We start from the raw sequence: 25,989 nt of genomic DNA, 5'->3' as shown, positions 1-25,989 counted from the left end.
CGCTACACCGCTTTGTGTGTAGCGGGAGATTATTGTTTCACCCGACAGTGGACGTTTCTAAACTGCGAGATTTGATTTGACGCTGACTTTTAATCACCATTTGGATAGGATGGTCTGGCCCGGTGACTAAACCGCGACGTTGGGGTTTAACTTCTGTATTGTTAACCAGCTCTAATTCTCGCATGGTTAAAATTTTAGCGATCGCCAATTTCATTTCCCATTGGGCAAAGGCTAAACCAATACAGCGTCTTGCACCTCCGCCAAAGGGTAAGTATTCATAGGGAGAAAACTGTCTTTCTAAAAAACGTTCTGGTTTAAACTGCTTCGGTTGTGGATATAAATCTTCCCGTTGGTGGGTTAGGTAAATTGAACCTACAATTGGTGTTCCCGGCGCAAGTTCACAACCCCCCACAGTTATAGGTGTTTTCACCCTTCTAGCAAAAGTCAGCATCCCCACTGGATAAATTCGCAAAGTTTCCACGCACACAGCACTGAGATAGGGTAGCTTGTAAATTGTGGTGGGGTCAGGATTATCACCCAAACTATCTAATTCTTGTAAAAGTTTTTCCTTAACTTGTGGTAGTTTATGAATCCAGTACATAGCCCAGGCTATAGCTGTGGCTGTAGTTTCGTGACCTGCGGTTAACAAAGTTATCAGTTCATCCCGCAATTCTACATCAGTCATGGGTTGCCCTGCTGCATCCTTAGCATCCATGAGTAAGCTAAGAATATCTGTCCGTGATGCGTCTGGATGTTCCCGCCGTTCTTGAATTTCATCATAGATGAGTTGGTCGGCTTCTTCCTGGAGTTGTCCTTGTCTTCCCCAGATTTTAATCGGCCCAAAATCTCGTTGCAGTGCTGGGAAATATAGCAGAGTTATCAACCAAACAGAACTACCATTTTCTAAAATTTCCCCTAAAAGCTGTTGCAGTTTTTTGGCGCGTACTCCTTCATCTAGACCAAACACCGCCTGCATAATTACTCGTAGGGTAATTTCTTGGCTGATAGTACGAACATTAAAAGATTGTCCTTGGGGGTATTGGCTGATGACTTTAGCAGTAATATCATGAATTATCTGACTATAGTGGCGCATTCTTTCGCCATGCAGAGGAGGCATGAGTAATTGCCGTTGGCGTTGGTGTTCTGTACCAGAGAGAGTAATAACAGAACTTTTACCCAGCAAACCCTCAAATAAATCATTTAAATCCCCTGGGGCTTCTAATTCCTTAGTATCATGGCTCAAAATTTGCTCTAGGTCATCGGGGTGGTTAACAAAAACCAACGGAGGAGAGTTTTTTTGCAATTTCAGAGCAAAAATATCACCGTAGCGTTGACGGCATTCCTCCATATAAGCCATAGGACGAAAGATCCAATTCAGCATTTGTAGAACCACTGGGGTATCAGGGATTTTTGGTAGCTGCATAAAAATTTTTGTGAATGGATATAGTTATTTTTACGTAAATTACTTGGCATTGAGCATTGGGCATTAGGGTAAAAATCTCCCTTGTCTACCTTGCCTACCTTGTCTCCCTTGTCTCCCTTTTCCCCACACCCCCACACCTTGCCATTTAAACTACTTATCTCCAACATCACAAAACACTGATAATTCTTCACATCCCTAAAGATGTAAAATTTCTGTTAAATTCAACGAGCATCTATATTTACTCGTCATTCTTACAAGGTACTCAGCATGACTGCAATCACACCAAAGGCTTCTTCGGCACTCCCTGATTTTTGTGAAGGGATTCAATATTTTGGGGAAGTGCTACCAGATTTTGAAACTTATGGTGCCACACCTGCAATAGAATCAGGACAAGTAGCGATCGCAGATCCTCAAGACCCTCAAGCTGTGTATCAAACTTTGCTTGCTGCTGATGCTCTGCGCTACTTAACTCTACAAATCACTGGTAGTAAGGCATCTGGACACCCAGGCGGGTTTGCTAGCCAAGCAGAAGCTTACGCGGCTTTGGTCATGCTGGGGTATAAAAATATTATTACTGAAGTCGGGCATCACGCACCAGGGTTTTATAGTGCCATGTTCCTTGACCGTTCCTTAGAGGACATGGGCATTTTTACAGTACAACAATTGCGCGATCGCTTCCGTGAAAAGCATGGACTTTTAGGACACCTTTCCGGTTACATCCCTGGCATTCTTGCACCCGCCGGGCCTTTGGGACAAGGACAGCACTTTGCAATGGCGGCTGCACTCCTCCACCGTGACAAACTTTTTCCCTTCACCCTCGGCGACGGTGGACTAGGTGAACCCTACATCATGAGTTCAATGGCGCACTTTAACACCGCCTATCCCAACGCTACTAACTTCTTACCCGTGTTGGTGTGGAACGGTTACAGCCAAGAACATCACAGCATGGTTTCCCTGAAAACCAACGCACAGATGACAGCCTACTGGCAAGGTAACGGCTTTGAGGAAGTCATCTTAGTTGATGCCAAAGAATTTGACGACCAAAATCAACCAGGAGACTACGTAGATAGTACCGCCTTTTCCTTTGAGCAACGCCTTGCCTTTACCAAAGCCGTACTTGTAGCCGTAGATAAAGCCGCCCGTTCCGCCCTCAGTGGAAAACTCACAGTCTTTATTATCAAACAACTCAAAGGCGCAGGTGTTCACGCCAGAGGTGCGAAATCACACAACCTCTATCCGAAAGATACCTTAGACGCACCCCACATTGTCAGCGCATTGCAAACCCGTGCATTATCCCCAGAAGCTTGGCAAATCGTCAGAACCAACGCCGAACGCGCCGGAGGTGGCCCCGCAGCTAAAACAGTGGTGACTGAATTTGAGTTACCATTACCAGATTTAGGTACATTACCATTAGAAGAATATGCAGTAGGCGGCGAACCCAAAGTTTCAACCACTGCAATGGGACGACTGGTGGGTGTAGTCGGACAGAAAGACCAAAATTTCCTCGTCACCAACGCCGACGGTAACGAAGCATCAGGTATAGGTAACATCAACCAAGCCTTAAAGATTATCCACCCCACCACCGACGAATTATACAACCAAGCACCCAACGGGCAAGTTTACGAACCCTTGAGTGAAGATGCTTGTGCTGGTTTAGCCGTTGGTTTATCTCTGATGGGTGCAAGAACTCTCTGGTGTTCCTATGAATCTTTTGCCATCAACGGTTTACCCATTTGGCAAACCGTCACCCAAGCAATGGCAGAATTACGCCGTCAAACTCCCTCAACTATTACCTTATTTACAGCAGGCGCATTAGAACAAGGGCGCAACGGTTGGACTCACCAACGTCCTGAAATTGAAGCTTACTTTGCATCCATGATGCGAAATGGTAATGTATTTCCAGTATTCCCCCCTGATGCTAACAGTACCCAAGTTTGTTATGACTGGGCGTTGACAACTAAGAATAAAGGAATTGTTATCACTGCCAGTAAATCACCCTTACCAATTCGCACCACCTTTGCACAAACACGCCAAGGTTTAGAAGAAGGTGCAGTAGTATTACATGAAATTCCTGGTGGTAAGCAAGTTGTGTTTGCAGTTATTGGCGATATGACATTAATTCCTGTATTTGAAGCCGCCGCTTTCTTAGAAACTGAAGGTATTGGAGTGAAGATAGTTTCTGTAATTAATCCCCGCCGTTTATATCGTCCTCATGATGTAGCTTGGGATACCTGTTCTGAACCCGATGGCGGTTTCATTGATGATGCAAAATTCGCTGAATTATTTGATGGTGATGCGTTAATTGGTGTCACTGGTGGTGTGGCTTCGATGTTAGAACCCATCATGTTGCGGAGTAACAGCAAGCGCGACACCTTTGCCTGGAAGCGTGGGGAAACTACAGCTAGTGCTGGTGAGTTGATGGCGTTCAATGGTTTGACTGCTGAGGCGTTGACCAAGCGGGCAATTGAATTGGTGCATTAGGTCTTTTCAAAGTATATATGTACATGATAAATGTCGATATTTATCGTGTACATATACACGTTGATTTATCGTGTATTAATTTTTTCTACAAGCCAGTAATTTCTAATATATTGAACAATTTTATTAGCAATCAACTCTAAATTTACTAATTCCTGATGATATTTTATTTTAATTTTTATAAAGATAATTGAATTTTCTCCAATTATTTCTTGCCTGCCATAATCATTTGGTAGTTGCTTGATATATTCATTTAATATTTCAACAGCTAAATTTAATTTTTTATTCATGGCTTCTGTAAATTCTTCAACTAATAATAAAAGTTCTTGCGGTAATAGTGGAGATAACTTCACATCTATGATTTTTTTATGTAATTCTGTATATTCAGTAGTAATTTTTAATTCGTGATAGTAATCATTCACCCAAAATTTTAAATTTTTATTATTATAAATAAGTTTTTTGGTAAAATCATTGACTCCAAGATTCTTTTTAATAGAGACTAATTTATTGAATTTAGTTCTCAGATGTAAATTTTATTACCTGCAATTTAAATACTTCAGTTTTTATTGGCTGAAGCACTGTCTGTTTTGCATTAAGATATGTTAGCGTTGTAACAATAATTCCCACTATAAAAAAAATATCTTGTAAAATCTGATTACTAATTTTTACAATAAATTCGATGTTTTCTTTATTCATATTGGTGATCTAAGTAGGGTCAATAGTGTAGTTTAGCAATAGCTTAACCCACTAAACCGATAACCTAAATGAATTTACTTTCAATTTACTTGAAACGATCTCTTATAGGAATTTGACCAACATCTCTGTGTTCAGGGCAATATACCTTTTGTGCTGCCAGTTCTATAGAAATATTGATAATATCTATATCTGCGGATTCTTCAGGTGTAAGTTTACCTTGAGATATTAGCTCTAGTCCGGTTGCTATATGATTACTGCGTATTTCTTCTTTGCTGATACCTTTACTGAGCATTTGGCAATATTCTATACCTTGCTTTCTAGCCTTATCCCAACCATACAATTCATCAAATAGTTTCTTGTGCCTTGAATTTATTTCTTCACTTTTACTACTACTAAACAATTGTTTTAGTTCATTATTAAATTTTGAATCTTGACTAGAACAACTATTTAAAGTAATTAATATTAAGAGAAAACCTAGATATTTACTTAATTTAAAAGTTAAATTTAGCATATATACAATTAATTAGATATACTAATTTTACAAAGTAAAAATAACACATTAATTATGATACAAACTCAGTGAAATTGCTTAATTTAGTATGTAGGTTGGGTTAGCGACAGCGTAACCCACCAAAGCCGTAACTAATATGCAAAACCAATTGATATTTGCGCCGTAACCCAACACTAAATCACCTTAATTTCCAGGATATAGATTTTTGTTGTGAATATTGAGATAATTTGTTGGGTTTCACTCCGTTCTAACCAACCTACAAGGAAGTGTTTTTATCTGGAAAAAGAGGAACTGATGGTTTAACTTGCATAATTTATAATGGAATTATAGCCATTGTGATCAATTTAGGGGTTAAAGTTATTCATAATGATGCAAATCATCAAACCGTAGATTACAAATTTAATTGAGACGAAGGAAAAGTAATAGAATAAAATTGATCAATAAACCTTCAAGGAAGTTAAAGCTATGCAAGTTAACGAACTTACTATTGAGCAATTTAAATCTCTCATTAGAGAAACTGTGAGAGAAACCATAGCGGAACTATTAGCAGACTCAAATAAAAATCAAACTGTTAATGGTAATTTAAAGCAACAAGAACAACATATATCATCTATTGCCCATCACCAAAATCTAGAAGACTTATCAGAACTACATTCATGGACTCAAAGCTTAATAGGTGTAATTCCTTTAGATTCAGAAAATATAGAGGAAAGTTATGTTAACTACCTAGAGGAGAAATATAGTTGAAGCGAGTATTGTTTGACACTGATGTATTACTTGATATTTTAGCACAGCGTCAACCTTTCGTTGTCGCTTCTGCACAAGCATTGAATACAGTCATGACAAAACAGGTGCAAGGTTTTGTCTCAGGACATGGCGTTACTAATATTTTCTATATTTTACGTAGGCAAATTGGGAATGAATTAGCACGTAAGCTAATAGAAAATTTATTGTTACACATTCAAATTGCTAGTGTTACAGACACAGTTATTCATCAAGCATTGCAAAGTTCTATTAAAGATTTTGAAGATGCCGTAACAGTTGCAGCAGCGATAAATGCAAATTTAGAAATAATTATTACGAGAAATAAGAGTGATTTTATACTTTCACCATTGCCAGTAATGTTACCAGAAGAATTTTTAGAAATACTTTCTGAGTAACCATTAGAGGCTATTTCTCAATGTTTTTGATTGCATCCACCATCAAGGAATTACGCGATTAGACTAAAGAAGTCGGAATTAGTGTTTCCATTGTAACCCAACACCAAACCACCTGAATTTCTACCAGATAACTTACATTAGTATATAACTATGACTGAGGCACATCGAATGATTCATTTAAACCTAGATTTGTCACCAGAACTCAATCAAATACTAGAAGGACTATCAAAGAAAATTGGTGTAAGTAAAAGTGATGTTTTACGGCAAGCCATTACATTAATGCAAGTAATGGTGAAAGCAAAAGAAGAAACTCAGAAATTAGGAATACCTGAAGCTAATCAACTCATAGCAAATGAAATAGTATTCTCAACTGATAAAAAGTCAGAGCCTCATCCACTAGATACATTTATGGAAAGACTCGGTGCTTGGGAAGATGAACGCACTGCGGAGGAAATAGTTAAAGAAATTTATGATAGCCGTACTATTTCTAGGTATGATATTAGTCTATAATTTATTTATTAGATACTGATACTTGCATTTACTGGATTAAAAGTATTGAATCAGTCAGAAATAAAGTTAAAGAAATAGGATGGGAAAGAATCTGCATTTGTAGTATTACCATTGCTGAGTTGTATTTTGGTGCTTACAATTCTCAAAAAGTATCGGAAAATCTAACTCGTGCAGAAGATTTCATAAAAAATATAACTGTCATACTTTTAGAACAAAATACTTTGAAAACTTTTGGCAAACTAAAAGCTGAACTCCGTAAAATAGGACAACCAGTCGCAGAATTTGATTTACTAATTGCTAGCGTTGCACTGACTAGAGATTATATTTTAGTGACTAACAATACTCGTCATTACAGCCGCATAACTGGACTGAAGCTAGAAAATTGGCTCTTATCATAATACGCAAGATAATTGCTGATTTTATAGTTAAAAAATAGTTGCGATCGCCTACTCTACATAAAACGCGATCGCCATCAAAACTATACCATCCCCACCCCTCTCACAAGCCCTATAATCAAAATAAAGTCATAACCATCATTTAACTATGACTCTCCAAGCCTTAGATAAAAATACCTCAACTCCAGAACAGCGATTTCTCCTACCAGGCCATTACACCTGGGAAGAATTCGAGACTATAGAAAACTTAACCGCAGATGCAGCAGGGTTGCGGATAACTTATTTTGATGGGTACATTGAATTTATGACGCTGGGTGAACAACACGAAATGATTAAAACCATTATTGGTTTTTTAATTGAATTATACTCTTGTGAAATAGGTATGAATCTTATCCCAGTGGGTAGTGCTACTCGTCGCGCCAAAGAAAAAAGTGTATCTTTTGAACCAGACGAATCCTACTACATAGGAGAAAAAAAGGAAAATCCAGATTTAGCCATTGAAGTAAATATTACCAGTGGCAGCATTGATAAACTAGAGAAATACAAACGATTTAATATTACTGAAGTCTGGTTTTGGGAAAATCATCAATTTTCACTATTTCACCTCAGAAATGACAACTATGAGCAAATTAGTAAAAGTGAATTATTGCCAGATTTAGATATAGAACTCTTAGCAAAATGTGTTGTCATGCCTTCAATTATTGAGGCTAGAATAGAGTTTATGCAAGGAATGAACAAATAGCTACGGTTTAATTCACAACAAAAAGTCAAACACATAGACGAACACAACAGATTAGCAGATTATGCCATTACTCAAGTGTGAGAGCATTTCTGTAACCTGTTATTAAGAATGAGTCAGCCAGAACAAAGTGTGGGCAACATACCCTTGTTAACTAAGCAGGAGCATGAAACGATTAATAAAATAGAACCAAACAAAAACATATTATCCCATAGAATTACACCAAATTCGATTCGTTTGTTGAGAAAAGAAGTCCTCCGTGCAAACTCCCTAAATTGGGTGATGCAGGTTAGCATACTTCTCTGAATCTCTAATTGCGCCTTCTTTGTCTCCTAATTTCTGGCGCACTTCAGCCCGTAAAAGATATGCTGGAGCAGAGTAAGGTTGATGTTCTAAGGCTTGGTTTAAATCCGCTAATGCGGCGGGATAATTTTGCAACTGAGTATAGCTGCGACCCCGATTGTACCAGTCTTCAGCTTCATAAGGATCAAGATTGATGGCTTGGCTATAGTCACTGATAGCATGGTAATAATCCTGAATTGCATAGTAACTATTAGCACGATGGCTATATAGTAGGGCAGAATCGGGATTAATTCCTATGGCTTTGCTGTAATCAACGATCGCCCCTTGATAATCTTTTTGTTCATAATGCCAGATAGCTCGGTTATAATAGGCTTCCAGCAGTTGGGGATTAATGGCTAAGGCTCGGTTATAGTCAGCTAACGCACCACGATGATCTCCTACTTGGCGGCGAGCGTTACCACGATTACAATAGGATGCGGCAAAATCTGGTGCAAATTTAATCACTTGGGTATTATCAGCGATCGCTCCTAGAAAATCTCCTAAAGTTTCATAGACAATCGCCCTGCCGTAGTATGCTTCGATCAATTCGGGATCAAGTTGTAAAGCTTGATTGTAGTCAGCAATTGCACCTTGATAATCTCCTAAGTGACGACGAACTGTCGCGCGATCGCAATATCCGGCAGCGAAATTAGGACATAATGCTACTAATTGCTCACTATCAGCCAGTGCGCCGGGATAATCTCCGACTTGGCGGCGAATATTGGCGCGGAAACCGTATACTAAAGCTAAATTCGGGTCAAGTTGTAATGCTTGGCTATAGTCAGCAATTGCGCCTTGATAGTCTTCTGCAACTTCTCGAATTAAACCGCGTTCGGCGTAGGCTTGTGCGTCTTCTGGGTTTAGGCGAATCGCTTGGTTTAAGTCTTGTAAAGCTAAATCATATACTTGCAGACGGGAACGAATCACACCGCGATTGTAGTATGCTGTGGCAAAATTCGGGTCAAGTTCTAATGTGTGGTTATAGTCAGCGATCGCTGCGTCATAATCTCCCAGAGCGTAGTAGGCATTACCCCGATTTTGATAAGCTTCTACTAGACTGGGGTCAAGCTGAATAGTCCTTTCATGATCAGCGATCGCTTGACGATATTCCCCTAACTCATAGTAAACATTACCACGACTGCTATACACTGCCGCCAAATAGGGATGCCATTGCAAAGCTGTTTGAAAAGTTGATATGGCTTCTTGATAATTTCCTTGTGCTGCTAAAGCCACGCCCCGACTATAATATGCGTGGGCAATATCTATATGAATATCAGTAGCTAATTCTGGATTGACTTCTATGGTGTGGATATAATCAGCGATCGCTTGTTTATATGCTCCCAAAGCAAAGTAAGCTTGAGCGCGATAGTAATATGCACCGGTAATCGTAGAGTTAATCTGCAATACTTGATGATAATCGGCGATCGCACCTGCATAATCAGCCAAACAGTAACGCGCAAATCCTCGATAGTAATAAGCTTCAGCTAATTCTGGATTTACTTTAATGGCGCGATTTAAATCTGCGATCGCTGCTTGATAATCTTTGAGTTCATTACACAGAGTCATTCCTTGCTGCAAGTAAGCTATAGCGTAGTCTGGTTGAGGTGTTGAGGATTGATTGTAACCTGCGATCGCTCCTTGATAATTCAACAAATTTCGGTAGATTCCCTGTAAAAAGAAAGAGTCAGCATTCATCTATTTTGGGTGTGAGTTACACTAAGCATGAGTTTGAGGGATTTTCATTTGTCATTAACAGGGAGACGATACGCAATTGCGATTAAACAATCAATTTAGCAGGAATAGTCATACATATAGCTATATTCGCCACAATTTTTATTAGTTATGAGTTCCCAAATCCTCCCCCTCCTGGAGTAGCGATCGTCAATACATCCCCAGGATTCATTTCCACTGTAGCGGTGCTATCTAAATCCTCTTTCACACCATCTGCACGTTCTACCCAGTTGTACCCCACTTGTCCCGCTTCACCCCCATTTAATCCAAAGGGAGGTACAGCGCGATGTCCAGAGAGAACGTTAGCTGTCATCGGTTCGAGGAAGCGCAGGCGACGAATTACCCCGTTACCACCTGAATATTGTCCTTTACCACCACTATCAGGACGGAGACTAAAGCTTTCTAACAGTACAGGGTAGCGAGTTTCTAAAACCTCTGGATCAGTCAAGCGGGAATTCGTCATGTGAGTTTGCACTGCATCTGTACCATGAAAATTAATCCCTGCGCCAGAACCACCGCAGATAGTTTCATAATATTGATAGCGAGCATTACCAAAAGTAAAATTATTCATCGTCCCTTGAGAAGCAGCCATCACCCCCAACGCACCATACAAAGCATCAACCACAGTTTGAGAAGTTTCCACATTACCTGCAACTACAGCTGCTGGATAAGTAGGATTTAACATACAACCTTCAGGAATAATAATTTCTAAAGGTTTCAGACACCCAGCATTCAGAGGGATACTATCATTAACTAAAGTCCGAAAGACATATAAAACTGCGGCTTGAGTAACAGCTTTAGGTGCATTAAAGTTACTATTTAATTGTGGTGATGTGCCAGTAAAATCAATTTCAGCACTGCGGTTTTCTCGATTAATTGTCACCTGCACCTGAATTTTCGCACCACTATCCATTTCATAAATAAATGAGCCATCTTTCAGGACATCAATCGCCTTTCTCACCGCTTCTTCAGCATTATCTTGCACAAATTTCATATAATCTTGAACTGTTCTTAGTCCATATTGCGACACCATCTTAGACAGTTCTTGTACTCCCCGTTCATTGGCAGCAATTTGTGCTTTAAAATCCGCGATATTTTGGTTAGGGTTGCGTGCTGGATAGGGATGATTTAATAATACTTCTCTAACTGCATTTTCCCGAAATTCTCCCTGCTCAACTAAGAGGAAATTATCAAATAAAATTCCTTCTTCTTCTACATTTTGACTATGAGGAGGCATAGAACCAGGTGTAATCCCCCCTATATCAGCTTGATGTCCACGAGAAGCAACGAAAAATAGGGGAGTGGGGAGATTTTGGTCAATTTCTAAGAATACAGGGGTAATAGCTGTGACATCGGGAAGATGAGTTCCGCCATTGTAGGGATTATTTGATAAATAAACATTTCCTGGTTTAATGGTGTCACCGTGGTCATTAATTAAACTACGGACACTTTCACTCATCGAACCTAAATGTACAGGAATATGAGGGGCATTAGCTACTAATAGTCCAGCCGCATCAAAAATTGCACAGGAAAAGTCTAAGCGTTCTTTAATATTGACTGATGCAGCCGTATTTTGCAGGACAATCCCCATTTGTTCAGCAATAAATTGATAGAGATTCTTGAAAATTTCTAATCTTACTGGGTCAGGTTGAGATGTGGTGTACATTTTGATTTTCACTTCTTAGTTTTGACAAAAATGGAATAGTTCGTAGTAAGGACTTTAGTCCTTAGAACCTATTTATAATGTAAATATTAAGTAGGGTGTGTTACGGCAGTGTGATAATTTGAGTATGAGCGACAGTATAAATTGCCGTAACGCACCATGATTATGCGGTGCGTTATGCGTTACTTGAACGCACCCTACAATTTAGGCGTTACTAACTATTAATCCCGTCCCTAAATTCTGGAGTCGTTTTAACATATCCCTCCAAGCTGATGAATATGTGGGATGATTTCTCAGATGCAATGTAAAATTGTAAAATCGCGAAATAGCGATCGCTGAATTTAATACCAATTCAAAATTCAAGCAATGGTTTCTGACTTTCCTAATTACAAATTGTTAGTGAGAGTGATTGTATATTTAGAATAACTGCCAGTATTTACCACTACAAATGGACGTAGTACATAAGGAGTAATACAGTCTTCAACAGGAAGCTCACCAATGGTAAAGTTCCGGTTTGGATGTATACACAATGCTTTATTTCCAGTCCATCTTAATCCCCGGATGCCTTCAGCATAGTAATAAACATACTGAGACATAACACGAGAATTGAGGGTTGAACATTGCCCTCGCAAAATTTTACGCCAACCTTCTTTCACCCATTTTTGACCATCATAGTAAGCATAAGCTACAGAAACTTGTCTTTCTCTGCTTTGATTACAGATTCTAAATATCTTGGGGAAATTCTGAGATGAAGAATTACCAGATTCTGGTACTACTGGTATGATAGGATTTCTATCTCCACCATATATAGGTATTGGGTTAACCCAAGGATCTGCCTGTACCGGAGAAGTTAACCCTAGCAAAGATGCTAAAGACACTAAGCTAATACATAAATATTGATACTTATTCATGGTTGACACATCGTTGCAAAATTAAATGATTACGCTCAGTTAATCGTGCTTGCCAGTTAGGTTCAACTACAATTGTGCTAATTTTCTCGACAATGATAGCCGCACCATTAATACAATCTCCTGGCTGTAAATCTTCCCGACGATAAACTGGTGTATTATGCCATTGTTCAGCAGTAAACATTTGGACTATTTCTACTGGTTGTGGAGCTTCATCTAGATGTCGAATCCGAGTAATTAATGGTTCTTCAGGTGTATCCATTTTCTGAATTACTTCTACTGAAATAGATTCCACAATTAAGTTTTTATCTGGCTGCACGAAACCATAGCGAGACTTATGCTTATCTGCAAACTCTGTTTGCATTAGGCTCACATCTACATCAAACTTAACATTGAGAGTAGAATCAGTTCCTTGATATTTAAGATTTAGTGTTTGAATAATTTCTTCTTCAAGATAATTTTCATCTTGACTGAGTTCGCTTCTAGCTTGAGTTTCTAGGGATAGCATCAACTGCATTAATTGAGGAATCAAGGCTTGATTTAAAGGCTGTTCTACTCCTCCCACTCTAGTAACTCTCACATCAGCCAATCCCATTCCGTAGGCTGACAGTACACCAGCATAAGGGTGCAGAAATATCTGTTTCATTCCTAAAGTGTCAGCAATTAAACAAGCAACTTGTCCACCTGCGCCACCAAAACAACAAAGAACATATTCGGTGACATCATAACCACGTTGGAGGCTAATTTTTTTAATAGCGTTAGCCATATTTGCAACAGCTATCGCAATAAATCCTGCTGCTACTTGTTCAGGGGTACGATATTTTCCTGTAACAGTTGCAATTTCTTGAGATAGTCGCTGGAATTTTTCTAAAACAATATTTTTATCTAAAGGTAAATTGCCATCATTACCAAAAACAGCAGGGAAATATTGGGGGTGAATTTTACCTAACATGACATTAGCATCTGTCACCGCTAAAGGCCCACCACGGCGATAACAAGCGGGGCCAGGATTTGAACCAGCCGATTCTGGCCCGACACGATAACTAGAACCATCAAAAAAGAGAATTGAACCGCCACCAGCCGCAATTGTATGTATTGATAATACTGGAACTCGCATCCGCGCCCCAGCAATTTCAGAATCTAACTGGCGTTCATACTCGCCTTTAAAATGGGCAACATCTGTACTTGTTCCTCCCATATCAAAGGTAATTACTAAATCAAAACCGGCTCTTTTACTAGTTTGCACTGCACCAACAATACCGCCAGCCGGGCCACTTAAAATACTATCTTTGCCTTGAAATTGTGCAGCATCAGTTAAACCACCATCAGATTTCATAAACATTAATCTGACGTTAGGTAATTGATTGGCTACTTGGTTAACATAGCGGCGTAAAATGGGAGTTAAATAAGCATCGACAACAGTAGTATCGCCACGACTTACCAATTTCATTAAGGGACTAACTTGGTGGGAAATAGAAATTTGGGTAAAGCCAATTTCTTGAGCAACTGCTGCTATTTCTTGCTCATGTTTATGGTAGCGATCGCTGTGCATAAACACAATTGCACAACTGCGAATTCCTGCTTGATAAGCTGCTTGTAAATCTTGTTTAACCTGTGCCGTATTCACAGGTATTAATTCATTACCATGAGCATCATATCTTTCCTCTACTTCAATTACTTGCTCATACAGCATAGTTGGTAGAATAATATGACGAGCAAAGATATCAGGACGATTTTGATAGCCAATTCTTAAGGCATCTTTAAAGCCTTTAGTAATGAGTAAAACGACACGATCTCCATGTCTTTCTAAGAGTGCATTAGTTGCTACTGTTGTACCCATTTTGACTACTTCTATAGCCTCATAGGGAATAGGTTCATTGTTTTGCAATCCCAAAATATCCCTGATTCCATGGATAACTGCATCTTGATATTGTTCAGGATTTTCAGATAGTAATTTATAGACTATTACCCATTCTTGATGAGGTACAGGTACTATTAAAAACCGTTCCTGATGTGTGGATAGTCTATTTATAATAGACTCATCATCAGTTACAGCAACAATATCTGTAAATGTGCCACCCCTGTCTGCAAAAACCTTTAACATAGTTAAATTTCATCTATCAACTAAAAGTAGAGTAGCAGTTATATAGCAGATAGTTCTACTGCAAGTATGGTATATTTTGACAACAAGTGTAGACAAAATTCAAAACTATTAATACAGCATCAAAAGCTATTGAACTACGCTAATTTAGATTTCCTTCACCCCATAATTGAGATGAATAGATTTACTATCAAGAAACACAGGGGTAGGGGTTTAGAGGCGTAAGGGAAGAACAACTTCGCACTCAGCACGGGCTAAACGCCCCGCTTCCGCTAACAGCACTCAGCACTTTCCAACTGATCTGACTTCAGCTTTCTAGAGTTTTTACATTGCAGCGTCTCTACTCTTGTTGGGAAAGACCTGTTCTGTTGGGAGCAATCTGGATATAATTATTTTCCATCTCGTTCAGAAATCTTTTATGGGGCGTAATCGTTCTAAATCTGACTTACCTACAAAAATCTGTCCGGTGTGTCAACGTCCCTTCACTTGGCGAAAAAAATGGCAAGATTGCTGGGATGAGGTGAAATATTGCTCAGAACGTTGTCGTCGTCGTCGTTCTCAAGCAAGTGCTGAATAATAAATGCTGAGTTTTGAGTGAGGAATTTCATTTTTGATGTGAAATCCCACTTAAAATTTTTCCAGACTGGATAAATTCAATATAAATTAGCGCAGGGGCATAAATGAAATCACAGGTGCAGCCTAAATTAATTATTCACGGAGGGGCGGGTAGTTCTCTGCACGGTAAAGGAGGATTAGAGGCCGTTAGGCGATCGCTCCATGCCATAGTAGAGGAAGTATATACTCTGTTATTGTCTGGTGTGGATGCTTCTGTCGCAGTGGTGCGGGGTTGTCAACTTTTAGAAGATGAACCACGCTTTAATGCTGGTACTGGTTCGGTATTGCAATCTGATGGACAAATCCGTATGAGTGCTTCTTTAATGGATAGTGCATCAGGACATTTTAGCGGGGTAATTAATGTTTCACGGGTAAAAAACCCAATTAACTTGGCTCACTTTTTACAAAGTTCCCCAGACCGGGTACTCTCAGATTATGGGGCGGCAGAATTAGCCAGAGAATTACAACTTCCCATCTACAATGGCTTAACAGATTTGCGACTGCAAGAATGGATACAAGAGCGTCAAGACAACTTTAGAAGCACAATGGCGGGAGTAGTCGCAGAAACAGAAATGTTAGAAACCAGTAACGCTGGACGCGGTACAATTGGCGTAGTTGTTTTAGATACCTATGGAAAATTAGCTGTTGGTACTTCTACAGGCGGTAAAGGATTTGAGCGCATTGGAAGAGTAAGTGATTCTGCGATGCCTGCGGGAAATTATGCTACTAGTTACGCTGCCGTAAGTTGTACTGGTATTGGTGAAGATATTATTGATGAATGTTTAGCAGCCAAAATTGTAGTACGTGTCACCGATGGAATGTCTTTGCAAGAGGCGATGAAAAAGTCTTTTGCTGAGGCGTATGAGAACAAGAGAGATTTCGGTGCGATCGCCCTAGATGCAAGCGGTGCGATCGCTTGGGGTAAAACCAGCCAAGTCATCCTCGCCGCCTTCCACGACGGCGAAAAGATTGGCGACACCCTAGAACTACCGGACGGTACGGAAGTGGGTTGTATCGTTTAGGGACTGGGGCTAATCAATTCAAAATTCAAAATTCAAAATTCAAAATTCAAGAATTTTGGGAATGGGGTATGGGGTGGAATTCATCCCTACACCCCTTATACCATTTCACGAAAAACCTGATACAGATATAAACCCTGAAAGTTTTACTGCATCTAAGTTTTTTAATTGCGAATTGCGAATTGCGTTAGCGAAGCGGGGCGTTAGCCCATTGCGAATTGGTATTACCCTTCTTTCTTCCAACCTGGTTTAACTACTTGACGACTGCGGGCAATTACTAAGCAATCATCGGGGACATCTTCTGTCACCGTTGAACCTGCGGCTACGTATACATCATTGCCCAAGGTGACGGGGGCTACTAACACGCTGTTAGAACCTGTTTTAGTGCGATCGCCGATTTGGGTGCGGTGTTTTTTCACGCCGTCGTAGTTGGCGGTAATTGTCCCCGCACCTACGTTTACTTGACTACCTGCTGTTGTATCACCTAAGTATGATAGGTGGGCGACGTTGGTGCGATCGCCTAGTTGGGTGTTTTTCAATTCTACGAAGTTACCGATACGGCAATTATTACCTACTTCAGCGTGACTTCTTAGATGAGCATAAGGGCCGATTTTCGTTTGTGATTGAATGACGCTATCAGTAATTACCGAATATAATACGGTTGCATTTTCACCTATTTGGCTATTTTCAATTAAACAACCAGGGCCGATGCGACTTCCCGACTGAATGACAGTGTTTCCCCGCAGGTGAGTTTGGGGTTCAATTACCACATCCGGCTGTAATTCTACGGTGTCATCGATAGTAATACTGTTGGGGTCGATTAATGTGACACCAGCTAACATCCATTTTTCTTTAACTCGCCGTTGTAAGATTTCGGATGCTGTAGCTAATTGTAGGCGATCATTAATTCCCAAAATTTCCTGTTCATCTTCTATATCCACCGCCATCACTTGACCAACTTGGGTAACAGCATCTGTAAGATAGTATTCTTTTTGGGCATTATTCGCTTGTAAATTTGGTAAAACCTCCGCTAAATTTTGCCAACGGAAGCAATAAATACCGGCGTTAATCCGTTGATTTTGTCTTTGTAAAGGAGTACAGTCTTTATCCTCTACCATCTGTTGAACAAAGTTGTTACTATCACAAAAAACCCGTCCATAGCCCTTGGGATTGGCTAAGTTAGCGGTGAGAATCGTAGCAGCGTTGTTATTAGCTTGGTGGGTTTGTAATAATTTTTCTAGGGTTTCGGTGCGTAACAGTGGCACATCCCCATTTAATATCAGTAAATCCCCTGTATAACCTTCCAGATGTGGTAACAATTGTTGGATAGCGTGACCTGTCCCTAACTGCACAGTTTGTTCCACAAATTCCAACTCAGGCGACTCAATAGCTGCTTTCACTTCCTCAGCCTGATATCCCACAATCACAATTCGCCGTGACGGTGCAAGCGGTTCTGCACAAGCCAAAACTCTTTCTACCATTGTGCGTCCACCCAAAGAATGTAACACCTTGGGTAAACTAGACTTCATTCTAGTGCCGCGCCCTGCCGCTAATACTGCTACAACTACCATAATTAGCTTTTATCTACGATTAAATTTTACCGTTTTATGTACTTGGTATTTTGAGAGTTAGGGTCAAATCATACCAGCTAATGGGGAATGGGGAATGGGGAATGGGTGACAAGGTAGACAAGGTAGACAAGGTAGATTTTACTCCGATGCCCGATACCCGATACCCGATGCCCGATGCCCAATGCCCAATGCCCAATGCCCGATGCCCAATGCCCGATACCCGATGCCCGATGCCCGATGCCCAATGCCCAATGCCCGATGCCCAAAACATAGTTTTTAAGCCAAGGTTTGATAAATTTGGTCAATTTGCTCTAGTTGTTGGTGAATGGCTGTGGCTACGGCTTGAAGGCGTTGGGATTCTGTAGTGAGGTTGATTTCATGGGCTGTTTTTTGCTGGAGTAGGTTATCTAATTCGGTTCTTCTTTGGGTGATATCTTTGTTAATTTGCTCAATTACCTCTTGTTCATAAGTATTGAAGCATTCTTCCACCCCTGCACGAATTTGGGGGATGTATGCTTCAGCAGCTTGTGGAAGATATTTCATTAACTCTTTTTGGGCTGTTTGCACTAATTTCTGTCTCGCCTGATCTGCTTGCAAAAAGCCAATACCCATTCCCAAAACGGCTAGTCCCACAGGGCCGAGAAAAACGCCGGTTAGGGTGCTGGTGATGGTGTTTACGCCGATCGCAGCTATATAGTTAAGTAGGATATTCTTCCAGTCAAAGCCTGCTTGCGCCATTGCTACGCCTGCAATGTTACCGCTAGACAATGATAATAATCCCATTGCCCATTTTGTCCAAGTGGGTGAATTGTCTTCCTTGGCGGTTTTAGGATTAAATTTGACTTCTTTTCCTGATAATTTATCGGTGATTTGGTCGATGACTTGGCTGTAGGAAGCACCGTATTTTGCCGCACTGGTGGAGAGTTTGGCAAATGCTGTGTTCATGTCTTGTTCTACTGTCAGTGTCCAAGCAGCTATTTTATCGGCGGTGTATCGTTCAAATGCTTCTTGAAGGGCGATGTTAAAGCTTTCCCGTTTATCTTTATTTAAAAAGTCTAATAATTCTAAGTTTGGTTGGTAGGCTAGAAAGTCTTTTTCAAAGGTATTACCCAAATTGAGAATGTAAGCGCGTAATGATTCAGCAACGGCTTTGGCTTGAATGTCTCTGGTGGCGCGGATTTCAGCTTGAAATTGATCCCGAATCATCGCCAATTGCTGAAATTCCGGTTCTACAGAATCAATGCGCTGTCTCATTTCACTCACATCTTCGGTGAGTAGGGCAAGGCGGCGTTGAATTGCGGCTTGAATATTATTGTAAGTCTGGCGCGCTAAGATGATGGCTGGTTGTAGTTGAGCGATCGCCCTGTCTTGGGTTAAAAATATATTGAGCGATCGTAATAATTCGGGAAATCCTGTACCCTCTAATGAAGCTGACTGATTTTTGATTCTTCTTCTTAAAGCATTAATCGCAGAAATTTCAAATACACGCTCAGAATAAATATCTTCACCGTTAATCTGACAATATGGTGCTAGGTTTGTTTGGAATACCTGCCTTAATTGTGTTTCGGCTGCTTGCAGTTCTTCTTCATCATCTGGGTCTAAAATTCCTTCTTGAATCTGATCCCAACCATTAATAATAAAGAACACCGTTAAACCACGGTCTTTAATATAATTTTCTAAATAGCGGCGTTCTGCTAAAGTGTAAGGCTGAGAAGCCCTCATCACAAATAAGATTGCATGACAATTATTGATATATCCCAGAGATAATTCGTTTCTTGATTCTGTATCGTTTAGTCCTGGGCTATCGATGATTTCTAACCCTTTCGATAAAAGTTGTAATGGATACTCGACAACAGCATAGCTCACCTCTGCAAATGCTGATTTTCTCTCTTCCTCCAACTTTTTAGCTTCTTTGGGGTCAATAGTATACTTCTGTTTAAATTCTTTAAATTCTAGTTGTTCTGGCTGGCGGTTATCATTAAAATGAACTGTTACCTGTTTGTTTTCTCCATAACGTAAAACTGTCAAAATAGCAGTACAAGGATTTACTGCATTTGGCAGCACATTTTCCCCAATCAAGGCATTAATAAAAGTGCTTTTTCCCCGCTTCATGTCACCTAAAACAAGTAAGCGAAACACGCCTTGATTGAGATTTTTAACAGCTAGATTAATATTTTCAATATCTGAACTTAAACCCAATGCGCCCGAAGTATTTTGACTCCCTAATTCTGCTTGAATGAGAATTTCACTCATCTGTGCTAAACCAGCAGATATCTCTTGTCTGACTCCAGCGATTTTATCTAAATCATTAATAAAAGTGTCAGTTTCAATTTTGTTGTTCATAAGAGTTAGTCATTAGTCATTAGTCATTAGTCAATAGTCATTAGTCATTAGTCATTAGTCTGTTACCCCTGTTTCTCTTACTTTCACTTAGAGGTAACGTGTCTAATTCTACTACAGTAGGCAATTTACAGGAATTGTAAATGATTGTAAAGAAGTCTATGGAATCAAATGCGGTGTTCTGAAGATGAAATCAGGTGTGGTAGCCTTTTTGAAGTAAGTGCGATCGGCTACTCAATTCTCAACGGAATCATTCATGGCGACAGAAATTGAACGGAAATTTTTAGTCAAAGGTGATGCTTGGCGACAGCTAGCTGAAGGGAGTTTGTATCGTCAAGGATACATTGCTAGCCAAGGAGCAACAGTCCGTGTTCGCATTGTCAAAAACCAAGGCTATCTCACCATTAAAGGCCCTACTGTTAATTATTCTCGTTCTGAATTTGAGTATCCCATCCCTTTAGCGGATGCCCAAGAAATGTTAGATACATTATGTGTTCGTCCTTTAATTGAAAAAACTCGATATAAAATTAATGTTAATAATTTGCTCTGGGAAGTAGACGAATTTGCTGGAGTTAATCAAGGATTGATATTAGCAGAAGTTGAACTCACTGATGAATCACAGCAAATAGAGTTACCAGATTGGATTGGTGAAGAAGTATCCGGCAACCCTAAATATTACAATAGCTATTTAGTTAAACATCCCTTTTCCGAATGGTAAGCTAATCAGCATTTAATTTGCATAAAAGTAATGCCCCATGCCCTATTCCCCATTCCCCATTACCCATTTTTTAAATCCGCGAGTAACGCAGACGTACCCTTAAAAGTCTTAGCCAGCGAAACCAAATTTGTGCAGGTTGTTCAAAAAAGGTAAAGATATCGCCAAAACCTAGATTTGTTTTTTGGTGATGTAGCCAATGTCTTTCAGGAGTAGTGATAAATAAAATTTGACACAAACAATCGATGGGTTTGGGAGTTTTCCAACCTAAAACGCTAATGTGTCTCCACCACACATGAAATTGACCTAGTAATAAGCCCAAAATTACCCCAATGGGAGAAAAAGACCACAGAGGTACAGCGACTAATAAATATGGTAAAGCTCCTAAGATACCATCTAAAAGCACCTGTACATTTAATGTCAAAATTGCGTAGTGACGAAAATCTTTCTTCCATGAATGATGGGTTTTCAGATGGAGGCTACCAAAAACGTGTTCTGGTACATGATAAACAAATGTTGATAAAAAATCACCAAAAAACAATAACAACCAGGCAATAGCGACAGCCTCAAGCATTTTTACTCCTCAAAGTTCAGTAAGAAAACACCACAATAAATTAAGTCGGAATTCGGAAATTGAAAGTCAGAAGTTAGCCGTTATCAACTCTTCTTTGTTCTGAATCAATGTTGTGATGAAACTTTTACTCCTAAAAGCCGATAGAGTTACTGTAATATAACACAGTTACCTCCCAATCATCCGACGAAGCGATACACCATAAGCAAAGAAGGAGTTAAAAATAGTACAAATTTAGGTTAAGATTTTTTGTGAGCTTCTTGATGCTATTCTCAGAGATTAGCCACAATAAAACTTATATTAGTGGGGCTTATGATTGATTTAAATCAGTATAAAGCCATAACTTTTGATTGCTATGGCACGCTCATAGATTGGGAAACAGGAATATTAACGGCTCTTAAACCCATCTTAATTAGTCATCATGTCAACTTACAGGATGATGACATACTCGAAAATTTCGCTAATTTTGAATCTCAGCTAGAACAAGGAGAATATATTTCATATCGAGAAGTTTTGCAAAGAGTGGTGCAAAGTTTTGGTGAAAAGTTTGATTTTGCACCAACGGAATTAGAAATTAAATCTCTAGCTAATTCCATCCAATATTGGCAACCTTTCGCTGATACGGTTGCAGCGTTACAATTACTCAAGCAAAAGTTTCGATTAGTGATTATCTCTAATATTGATGATGATTTATTTGCTTTTTCTGCTAAAAAATTAGAAGTAGAGTTTGACAAAATTATCACTGCACAACAGGTCAAAAGCTATAAACCTTCATTAAATAATTTTCAACAAGCGATTGAGAAAATCGAACTACCAACCGAGCAAATATTACACGTTGCTGCTAGCGTTTATCATGATATTATCCCTGCTAAATCTTTAGGATTATCAACAGTCTGGGTTAACCGCAGAATGGGTCAAACTGGCCCTGGTGCTACACTTCCATCTATTGGTGAACCTGATTTAGAAGTTCCAGATTTAAAAACATTAGCTACTTATATTCAATAGCTAATTCCACCAAAATAAAGATAAACACAGACCAGAAAATCTGTGTTTATCGTGGATTGGAATTGATTGAATATATGGACTAACTTCTGCACTGCTATTTACCAACTTTCAGCAGAACCTTTTTTGTAAGGCTCACCCGTAAAAGGTTGTACACCAATATTGGGATAAGCATCATCATTAGGAGCAAAAATCCGCATTACGGCTTCAGAAATATACTGAGTAATGCTAGCAATTATTCTGGGGATAGCCATAACATTCGACTCCTTTTTGAGCCAATTTATCTTGGTTACTCTACTTTAATTCTGATTTTTTTAGCTGGCTTAATTTCTCAATATATTGACAATATATGCAATAGTTTTTTAGCTTGCTTTGCAATACTTAACTTGATTCCAATTTTATTACTTTCTATGTCTATTCTAACAGAAAATTTCTACTTGCTGGAAGTCTGACACTCAACTAAAAACAGCCAAATGTTTTGTAAATTCGTGGCTTTTTGTGGTGATTTTGATTGACATTTATAGACTCAAAGATCAGTTTTTGATAAAAATGACCATTAAGAAAAGTTAATTAATAGTTTAAGAAAATATTGTAAGCTATTCAAACACTGCATTTTCGTTCTTGAAAACTTTATACTTTTGGTGCTTGACATTATTTATGGTAAATTCTACCATAATACAAAGCAACATTCTTGTAAGGAAACTCTGGTATGACACCTTTCCCAGCCTGGGATAGCCACCAGAAGCCAAAATTAGACATCTCTGCGGCAGATTACAGCTTGCTGACTGACCTTTATCAATTAACAATGACAGCTTGTTATACGGGTGAAGGTTTAGAACAAAAGCGGGCTAGCTTTGAGTTATTCGTCAGGCGATCGCCGGAGGGTTTTGGCTATTTAATTGCGATGGGTTTAGCGCAAGCGTTGGAATATTTAGAAAACTTGCGTTTTAGTGACGAACAAATAGCCGCATTACAAGCCACGGGGATTTTTGCCCAAGCTAGCGACAGCTTTTGGTCATTGCTAGCCGAGGGACGGTTTACTGGGGATGTGTGGGCAGTACCAGAAGGGACGGCGGTTTTTGCCAACGAGCCATTGTTGCGAATTGAAGCCCCTCTGTGGCAAGCGCAATTAGTGGAAACCTATCTATTAAATACACTCAACTATCAAACCCTGATAGCTACCAGGGCGGCAAGATTGCGAGAAATTGCAGGTGAAACAGCCAGACTCTTAGAATTCGGCACAAGACGGGCATTTAGTCCCCAAGCCTCATTATGGGCAGCCAGGGCAGCCTTAGCCGGCGGGTTAGATGCTACCTCCAATGTGTTAGCCGCGCTACAACTAGGCGAACAGCCGAGTGGTACGATGGCTCACGCCTTGGTTATGGCGTTGTCGGCGATGGAAGGGAGTGAAGAACAAGCATTCACAGCATTTCATCGCTACTTTCCTGGCGCACCATTGTTAATTGATACCTACGACACAGTAGCGGCGGCACAACATTTAGCCGCAAAAGTCAAGGCAGGAGAAATAGAATTAACAGGGGTAAGGCTAGACTCCGGCGATTTAGTGAGTTTATCCCAACAAGTGAGATCGCTCCTACCTGGGGTAACAATTTTTGCTAGTGGCGACTTAGATGAGTGGGCAATAGCCAGACTTAAAGCTGCCAACGCAGAAATAGATGGCTATGGACTAGGCACAAAATTAGTTACAGGTACACCAGTCAACGGTGTGTATAAACTCGTAGAAATTGACGGCATTCCTGTGATGAAAAATTCCAGAGGTAAAACCACATACCCAGGACGCAAACAAATTTTTCGGTCATTTGCAGGCAACCAAGCCCAAGCCGACAGACTGGGATTAGTAACAGAAACACCCCTCCCCACAGAAAAACCCCTATTGCAGTTAGTAGTCAAAGAAGGGCAAAGACTACAACCACCAGAAACCCTAGCAGCAATTCGCCAACGCACCGCCACTTCCGTAGCAAGTTTACCTGAAAAAACCAGACATCTAGATCATCCTATTCCCTTAACGGTGGAAATTTCTTCCGCTTTGGCGGAGTTGACTGAGGGAGTGGAGAGACAAGGGGTACAAGGTGGAAATTAATTCGTATCTGATGCCCCATTCCCAATGCCCAATGCCCAATGCCCCATTCCCAATAACTATTGACTAACCATGAAAACAATCGCTTTATTCGGTACTAGTGCTGATCCGCCAACAGCAGGACATCAAAAGATTCTGCGGTGGTTGTCTGAACGCTATGATTGGGTAGCGGTTTGGGCGGCTGATAATCCTTTTAAATCTCATCAAACACAGTTGATACATCGGGCGGCGATGTTGCGGTTGTTGATTGCGGATATAGAAGCACCAGGACAAAACATTGCACTGGAACAGGAGTTAAGCAGCTTTAGAACTCTGGAAACATTAGCTAAGGCTAAAGCGCGTTGGGGAGAGGATACCGAATTTACTTTGGTAATTGGTTCAGATTTATTGCAGCAACTACCACGCTGGTATCGAATTGAAGAATTATTACAGCAAGTGCAACTGTTAATTGTGCCGCGACCGGGATATGAGATAGATCAAACTAGCTTAGAAACCGTGCAAGCATTGGGAGGAAAAATTGCGATCGCCAGTTTAACTGGTTTAGATATATCCTCAACTGCCTATCGTGAACACGGAAAAACCGAAGCCCTTATTCCCCCTATCGCTGCTTATATTAATCAACAGCATTTGTACAAATGCCCGGACGCAACAACAAAAAAATTTCAACTTCGTTAAATCAACAACCTTTGGCCGATTTCAAAGTTGGTGTTGATAATGTAATTTTTTCTGTAGATACTGTACAGAATCGCCTCTTAGTTCTCTTAGTAATGCGACAGCAAGAACCATTTATCAATCAATGGAGTCTTCCTGGTACTTTAGTCCGCCAAGGTGAGTCCTTAGAAGACGCTGCCTATCGCATTATGGCGGAGAAAATTCGTGTTAATAATCTTTATTTAGAGCAGTTGTACACCTTTGGGGGGCCAGAACGTGACCCCAGAGAAGCCACTGGTAGTTATGGTGTGCGTTATTTATCAGTTAGTTATTTTGCTTTAGTGAGATTTGAAGAAGCCGAACTAATTGCAGATGGCGTAACTGGGATTGCTTGGTATCCAGTTAAGGAAGTACCGAAACTAGCCTTTGACCATCACGAAATTTTGGCCTATGGTCATAGAAGATTACGCAATAAATTGGAATACAGTCCGGTAGCTTTTGAAGTCTTACCGGAAACATTTACTTTGAATGATTTATATCAGTTGTACACCACAGTTTTAGGAGAAAACTTTTCTGATTATTCTAATTTTCGGGCGCGTCTCCTCAAACTAGGCTTCTTATCTGATACAGGCATCAAAGTATCACGCGGTGCAGGTCGTCCCGCCAGTTTATATAAATTTGATGCCGACGCTTTTGCACCTTTTAAAGATAAGCCATTGGTATTTATTTAATTAGGGGTGTAAGGGTGTG

Annotated in this window: 25 protein-coding genes; 13 read left to right on the top strand and 12 right to left on the bottom strand. The window is 40.0% G+C overall.

Going from position 1 to position 25,989, the window contains the following annotated elements:
* Nucleotides 1–37 precede the first annotated feature (37 nt).
* Entirely contained in the window at nucleotides 38–1,423 is a 1,386-nt protein-coding gene (locus ACQFX9_RS09365; RefSeq protein ID WP_427161749.1) for a cytochrome P450, read from the bottom strand.
* A gap of 267 nt (nucleotides 1,424–1,690) precedes the next feature.
* Between ACQFX9_RS09365 and ACQFX9_RS09360 the strand changes: the two genes are divergently transcribed.
* Nucleotides 1,691–3,904, top strand: a complete 2,214-nt coding sequence (locus ACQFX9_RS09360) for a phosphoketolase (protein WP_427161747.1) — start codon at nucleotides 1,691–1,693, stop codon at nucleotides 3,902–3,904.
* Nucleotides 3,905–3,969: 65 nt separating this feature from the next.
* Here ACQFX9_RS09360 and ACQFX9_RS09355 read toward each other — a convergent pair whose 3' ends face one another.
* Together ACQFX9_RS09355 and ACQFX9_RS09350 are read right to left on the bottom strand one after the other, a co-directional pair.
* Complete coding sequence (locus tag ACQFX9_RS09355) at nucleotides 3,970–4,323, bottom strand: hypothetical protein (protein WP_427161745.1); 354 nt, start codon at nucleotides 4,321–4,323, stop codon at nucleotides 3,970–3,972.
* A gap of 359 nt (nucleotides 4,324–4,682) precedes the next feature.
* Complete coding sequence (locus ACQFX9_RS09350) at nucleotides 4,683–5,108, bottom strand: hypothetical protein (RefSeq protein WP_427161743.1); 426 nt, start codon at nucleotides 5,106–5,108, stop codon at nucleotides 4,683–4,685.
* 465 nt (nucleotides 5,109–5,573) lie between these two features.
* On the opposite strand from ACQFX9_RS09350, the gene ACQFX9_RS09345 reads away from it, so the two are divergent.
* The 5 genes from ACQFX9_RS09345 to ACQFX9_RS09325 all read left to right on the top strand — a co-directional run bounded on the left by ACQFX9_RS09345 (nucleotide 5,574) and on the right by ACQFX9_RS09325 (nucleotide 7,915).
* Entirely contained in the window at nucleotides 5,574–5,855 is a 282-nt protein-coding gene (locus ACQFX9_RS09345; RefSeq protein WP_427161742.1) for a hypothetical protein, read from the top strand.
* Complete coding sequence (locus tag ACQFX9_RS09340) at nucleotides 5,852–6,268, top strand: PIN domain-containing protein (RefSeq protein WP_427161741.1); 417 nt, start codon at nucleotides 5,852–5,854, stop codon at nucleotides 6,266–6,268. The genes ACQFX9_RS09345 and ACQFX9_RS09340 overlap by 4 nt, the downstream gene beginning before the upstream one ends.
* A 150-nt stretch (nucleotides 6,269–6,418) precedes the next feature.
* Entirely contained in the window at nucleotides 6,419–6,778 is a 360-nt protein-coding gene (locus tag ACQFX9_RS09335) for a hypothetical protein (RefSeq protein WP_427161739.1), read from the top strand.
* The gene (locus tag ACQFX9_RS09330; protein ID WP_427162843.1) at nucleotides 6,775–7,176 is read left to right on the top strand and encodes a type II toxin-antitoxin system VapC family toxin; all 402 of its coding nucleotides are present in this window, start codon (nucleotides 6,775–6,777) and stop codon (nucleotides 7,174–7,176) included. Before ACQFX9_RS09335 ends, ACQFX9_RS09330 begins: the two co-directional genes overlap by 4 nt.
* Before the next feature lie 145 nt (nucleotides 7,177–7,321).
* Entirely contained in the window at nucleotides 7,322–7,915 is a 594-nt protein-coding gene (locus ACQFX9_RS09325; RefSeq protein ID WP_427161738.1) for a Uma2 family endonuclease, read from the top strand.
* 267 nt (nucleotides 7,916–8,182) lie between these two features.
* Here ACQFX9_RS09325 and ACQFX9_RS09320 read toward each other — a convergent pair whose 3' ends face one another.
* The 4 genes from ACQFX9_RS09320 to ACQFX9_RS09305 form a co-directional block, all read right to left on the bottom strand.
* The gene (locus ACQFX9_RS09320; protein WP_427161736.1) at nucleotides 8,183–9,949 is read right to left on the bottom strand and encodes a tetratricopeptide repeat protein; all 1,767 of its coding nucleotides are present in this window, start codon (nucleotides 9,947–9,949) and stop codon (nucleotides 8,183–8,185) included.
* A gap of 145 nt (nucleotides 9,950–10,094) precedes the next feature.
* A complete protein-coding gene (locus tag ACQFX9_RS09315; protein WP_427161735.1) occupies nucleotides 10,095–11,651 on the bottom strand; it encodes a hydantoinase B/oxoprolinase family protein in 1,557 nt (518 codons plus the stop codon).
* A 383-nt stretch (nucleotides 11,652–12,034) separates the two neighbouring features.
* Nucleotides 12,035–12,559 (bottom strand): DUF1036 domain-containing protein, encoded by a 525-nt coding sequence (locus tag ACQFX9_RS09310; RefSeq protein WP_427161733.1) that lies wholly within the window; start codon nucleotides 12,557–12,559, stop codon nucleotides 12,035–12,037.
* Complete coding sequence (locus tag ACQFX9_RS09305; protein WP_427161731.1) at nucleotides 12,552–14,660, bottom strand: hydantoinase/oxoprolinase family protein; 2,109 nt, start codon at nucleotides 14,658–14,660, stop codon at nucleotides 12,552–12,554. Before ACQFX9_RS09305 ends, ACQFX9_RS09310 begins: the two co-directional genes overlap by 8 nt.
* Before the next feature lie 415 nt (nucleotides 14,661–15,075).
* Between ACQFX9_RS09305 and ACQFX9_RS09300 the strand changes: the two genes are divergently transcribed.
* Together ACQFX9_RS09300 and ACQFX9_RS09295 are read left to right on the top strand one after the other, a co-directional pair.
* A complete protein-coding gene (locus ACQFX9_RS09300; RefSeq protein ID WP_103137945.1) occupies nucleotides 15,076–15,234 on the top strand; it encodes a DUF2256 domain-containing protein in 159 nt (52 codons plus the stop codon).
* Nucleotides 15,235–15,337: 103 nt separating this feature from the next.
* The gene (locus ACQFX9_RS09295; protein WP_427161730.1) at nucleotides 15,338–16,294 is read left to right on the top strand and encodes an isoaspartyl peptidase/L-asparaginase; all 957 of its coding nucleotides are present in this window, start codon (nucleotides 15,338–15,340) and stop codon (nucleotides 16,292–16,294) included.
* Between the two features lie 221 nt (nucleotides 16,295–16,515).
* Here ACQFX9_RS09295 and glmU read toward each other — a convergent pair whose 3' ends face one another.
* From glmU to ACQFX9_RS09280, 3 genes are read right to left on the bottom strand one after another with little or no spacing between them, the layout of a single operon-like run.
* The gene (glmU, locus tag ACQFX9_RS09290) at nucleotides 16,516–17,862 is read right to left on the bottom strand and encodes a bifunctional UDP-N-acetylglucosamine diphosphorylase/glucosamine-1-phosphate N-acetyltransferase GlmU (RefSeq protein WP_427161729.1); all 1,347 of its coding nucleotides are present in this window, start codon (nucleotides 17,860–17,862) and stop codon (nucleotides 16,516–16,518) included.
* A 34-nt stretch (nucleotides 17,863–17,896) separates the two neighbouring features.
* Nucleotides 17,897–18,133, bottom strand: coding sequence for a hypothetical protein (locus ACQFX9_RS09285; RefSeq protein ID WP_427161727.1), 237 nt, complete (start codon nucleotides 18,131–18,133; stop codon nucleotides 17,897–17,899).
* 5 nt (nucleotides 18,134–18,138) lie between these two features.
* A complete protein-coding gene (locus ACQFX9_RS09280) occupies nucleotides 18,139–20,205 on the bottom strand; it encodes a dynamin family protein (RefSeq protein ID WP_427161726.1) in 2,067 nt (688 codons plus the stop codon).
* A gap of 253 nt (nucleotides 20,206–20,458) precedes the next feature.
* On the opposite strand from ACQFX9_RS09280, the gene ACQFX9_RS09275 reads away from it, so the two are divergent.
* Entirely contained in the window at nucleotides 20,459–20,920 is a 462-nt protein-coding gene (locus ACQFX9_RS09275) for a CYTH domain-containing protein (RefSeq protein ID WP_427161724.1), read from the top strand.
* Between the two features lie 70 nt (nucleotides 20,921–20,990).
* On the opposite strand, the gene ACQFX9_RS09270 is transcribed toward ACQFX9_RS09275, so the two are convergent.
* Nucleotides 20,991–21,491, bottom strand: coding sequence for a sterol desaturase family protein (locus ACQFX9_RS09270; protein ID WP_427161722.1), 501 nt, complete (start codon nucleotides 21,489–21,491; stop codon nucleotides 20,991–20,993).
* A gap of 309 nt (nucleotides 21,492–21,800) precedes the next feature.
* Between ACQFX9_RS09270 and ACQFX9_RS09265 the strand changes: the two genes are divergently transcribed.
* On the top strand, nucleotides 21,801–22,493 hold the full coding sequence (locus ACQFX9_RS09265) for a haloacid dehalogenase type II (RefSeq protein ID WP_427161721.1): 693 nt from the start codon (nucleotides 21,801–21,803) through the stop codon (nucleotides 22,491–22,493).
* 98 nt (nucleotides 22,494–22,591) lie between these two features.
* Here ACQFX9_RS09265 and ACQFX9_RS09260 read toward each other — a convergent pair whose 3' ends face one another.
* The gene (locus ACQFX9_RS09260) at nucleotides 22,592–22,744 is read right to left on the bottom strand and encodes a nicotinate phosphoribosyltransferase (RefSeq protein WP_103138338.1); all 153 of its coding nucleotides are present in this window, start codon (nucleotides 22,742–22,744) and stop codon (nucleotides 22,592–22,594) included.
* A 455-nt stretch (nucleotides 22,745–23,199) separates the two neighbouring features.
* Between ACQFX9_RS09260 and ACQFX9_RS09255 the strand changes: the two genes are divergently transcribed.
* The 3 genes from ACQFX9_RS09255 (at nucleotide 23,200) to ACQFX9_RS09245 (ending at nucleotide 25,970) form a co-directional block, all read left to right on the top strand.
* Nucleotides 23,200–24,591, top strand: a complete 1,392-nt coding sequence (locus ACQFX9_RS09255) for a nicotinate phosphoribosyltransferase (RefSeq protein WP_427161719.1) — start codon at nucleotides 23,200–23,202, stop codon at nucleotides 24,589–24,591.
* Between the two features lie 69 nt (nucleotides 24,592–24,660).
* Nucleotides 24,661–25,263 carry a nicotinate-nucleotide adenylyltransferase gene (locus ACQFX9_RS09250; RefSeq protein WP_427161717.1) on the top strand — a complete coding sequence of 201 codons (603 nt, stop codon included), beginning with the start codon at nucleotides 24,661–24,663 and terminating at the stop codon, nucleotides 25,261–25,263.
* Entirely contained in the window at nucleotides 25,224–25,970 is a 747-nt protein-coding gene (locus tag ACQFX9_RS09245) for an NUDIX hydrolase (RefSeq protein WP_427161715.1), read from the top strand. The genes ACQFX9_RS09250 and ACQFX9_RS09245 overlap by 40 nt, the downstream gene beginning before the upstream one ends.
* The last annotated feature ends 19 nt before the right edge of the window (nucleotides 25,971–25,989 follow it).

The sequence above is a fragment of the Aliinostoc sp. HNIBRCY26 genome, from assembly GCF_050235535.1.
Classification (GTDB): domain Bacteria; phylum Cyanobacteriota; class Cyanobacteriia; order Cyanobacteriales; family Nostocaceae; genus Trichormus.
Note: the sequence above shows the minus strand (reverse complement) of the source record. Positions and strands in the feature narration are given on the sequence as shown.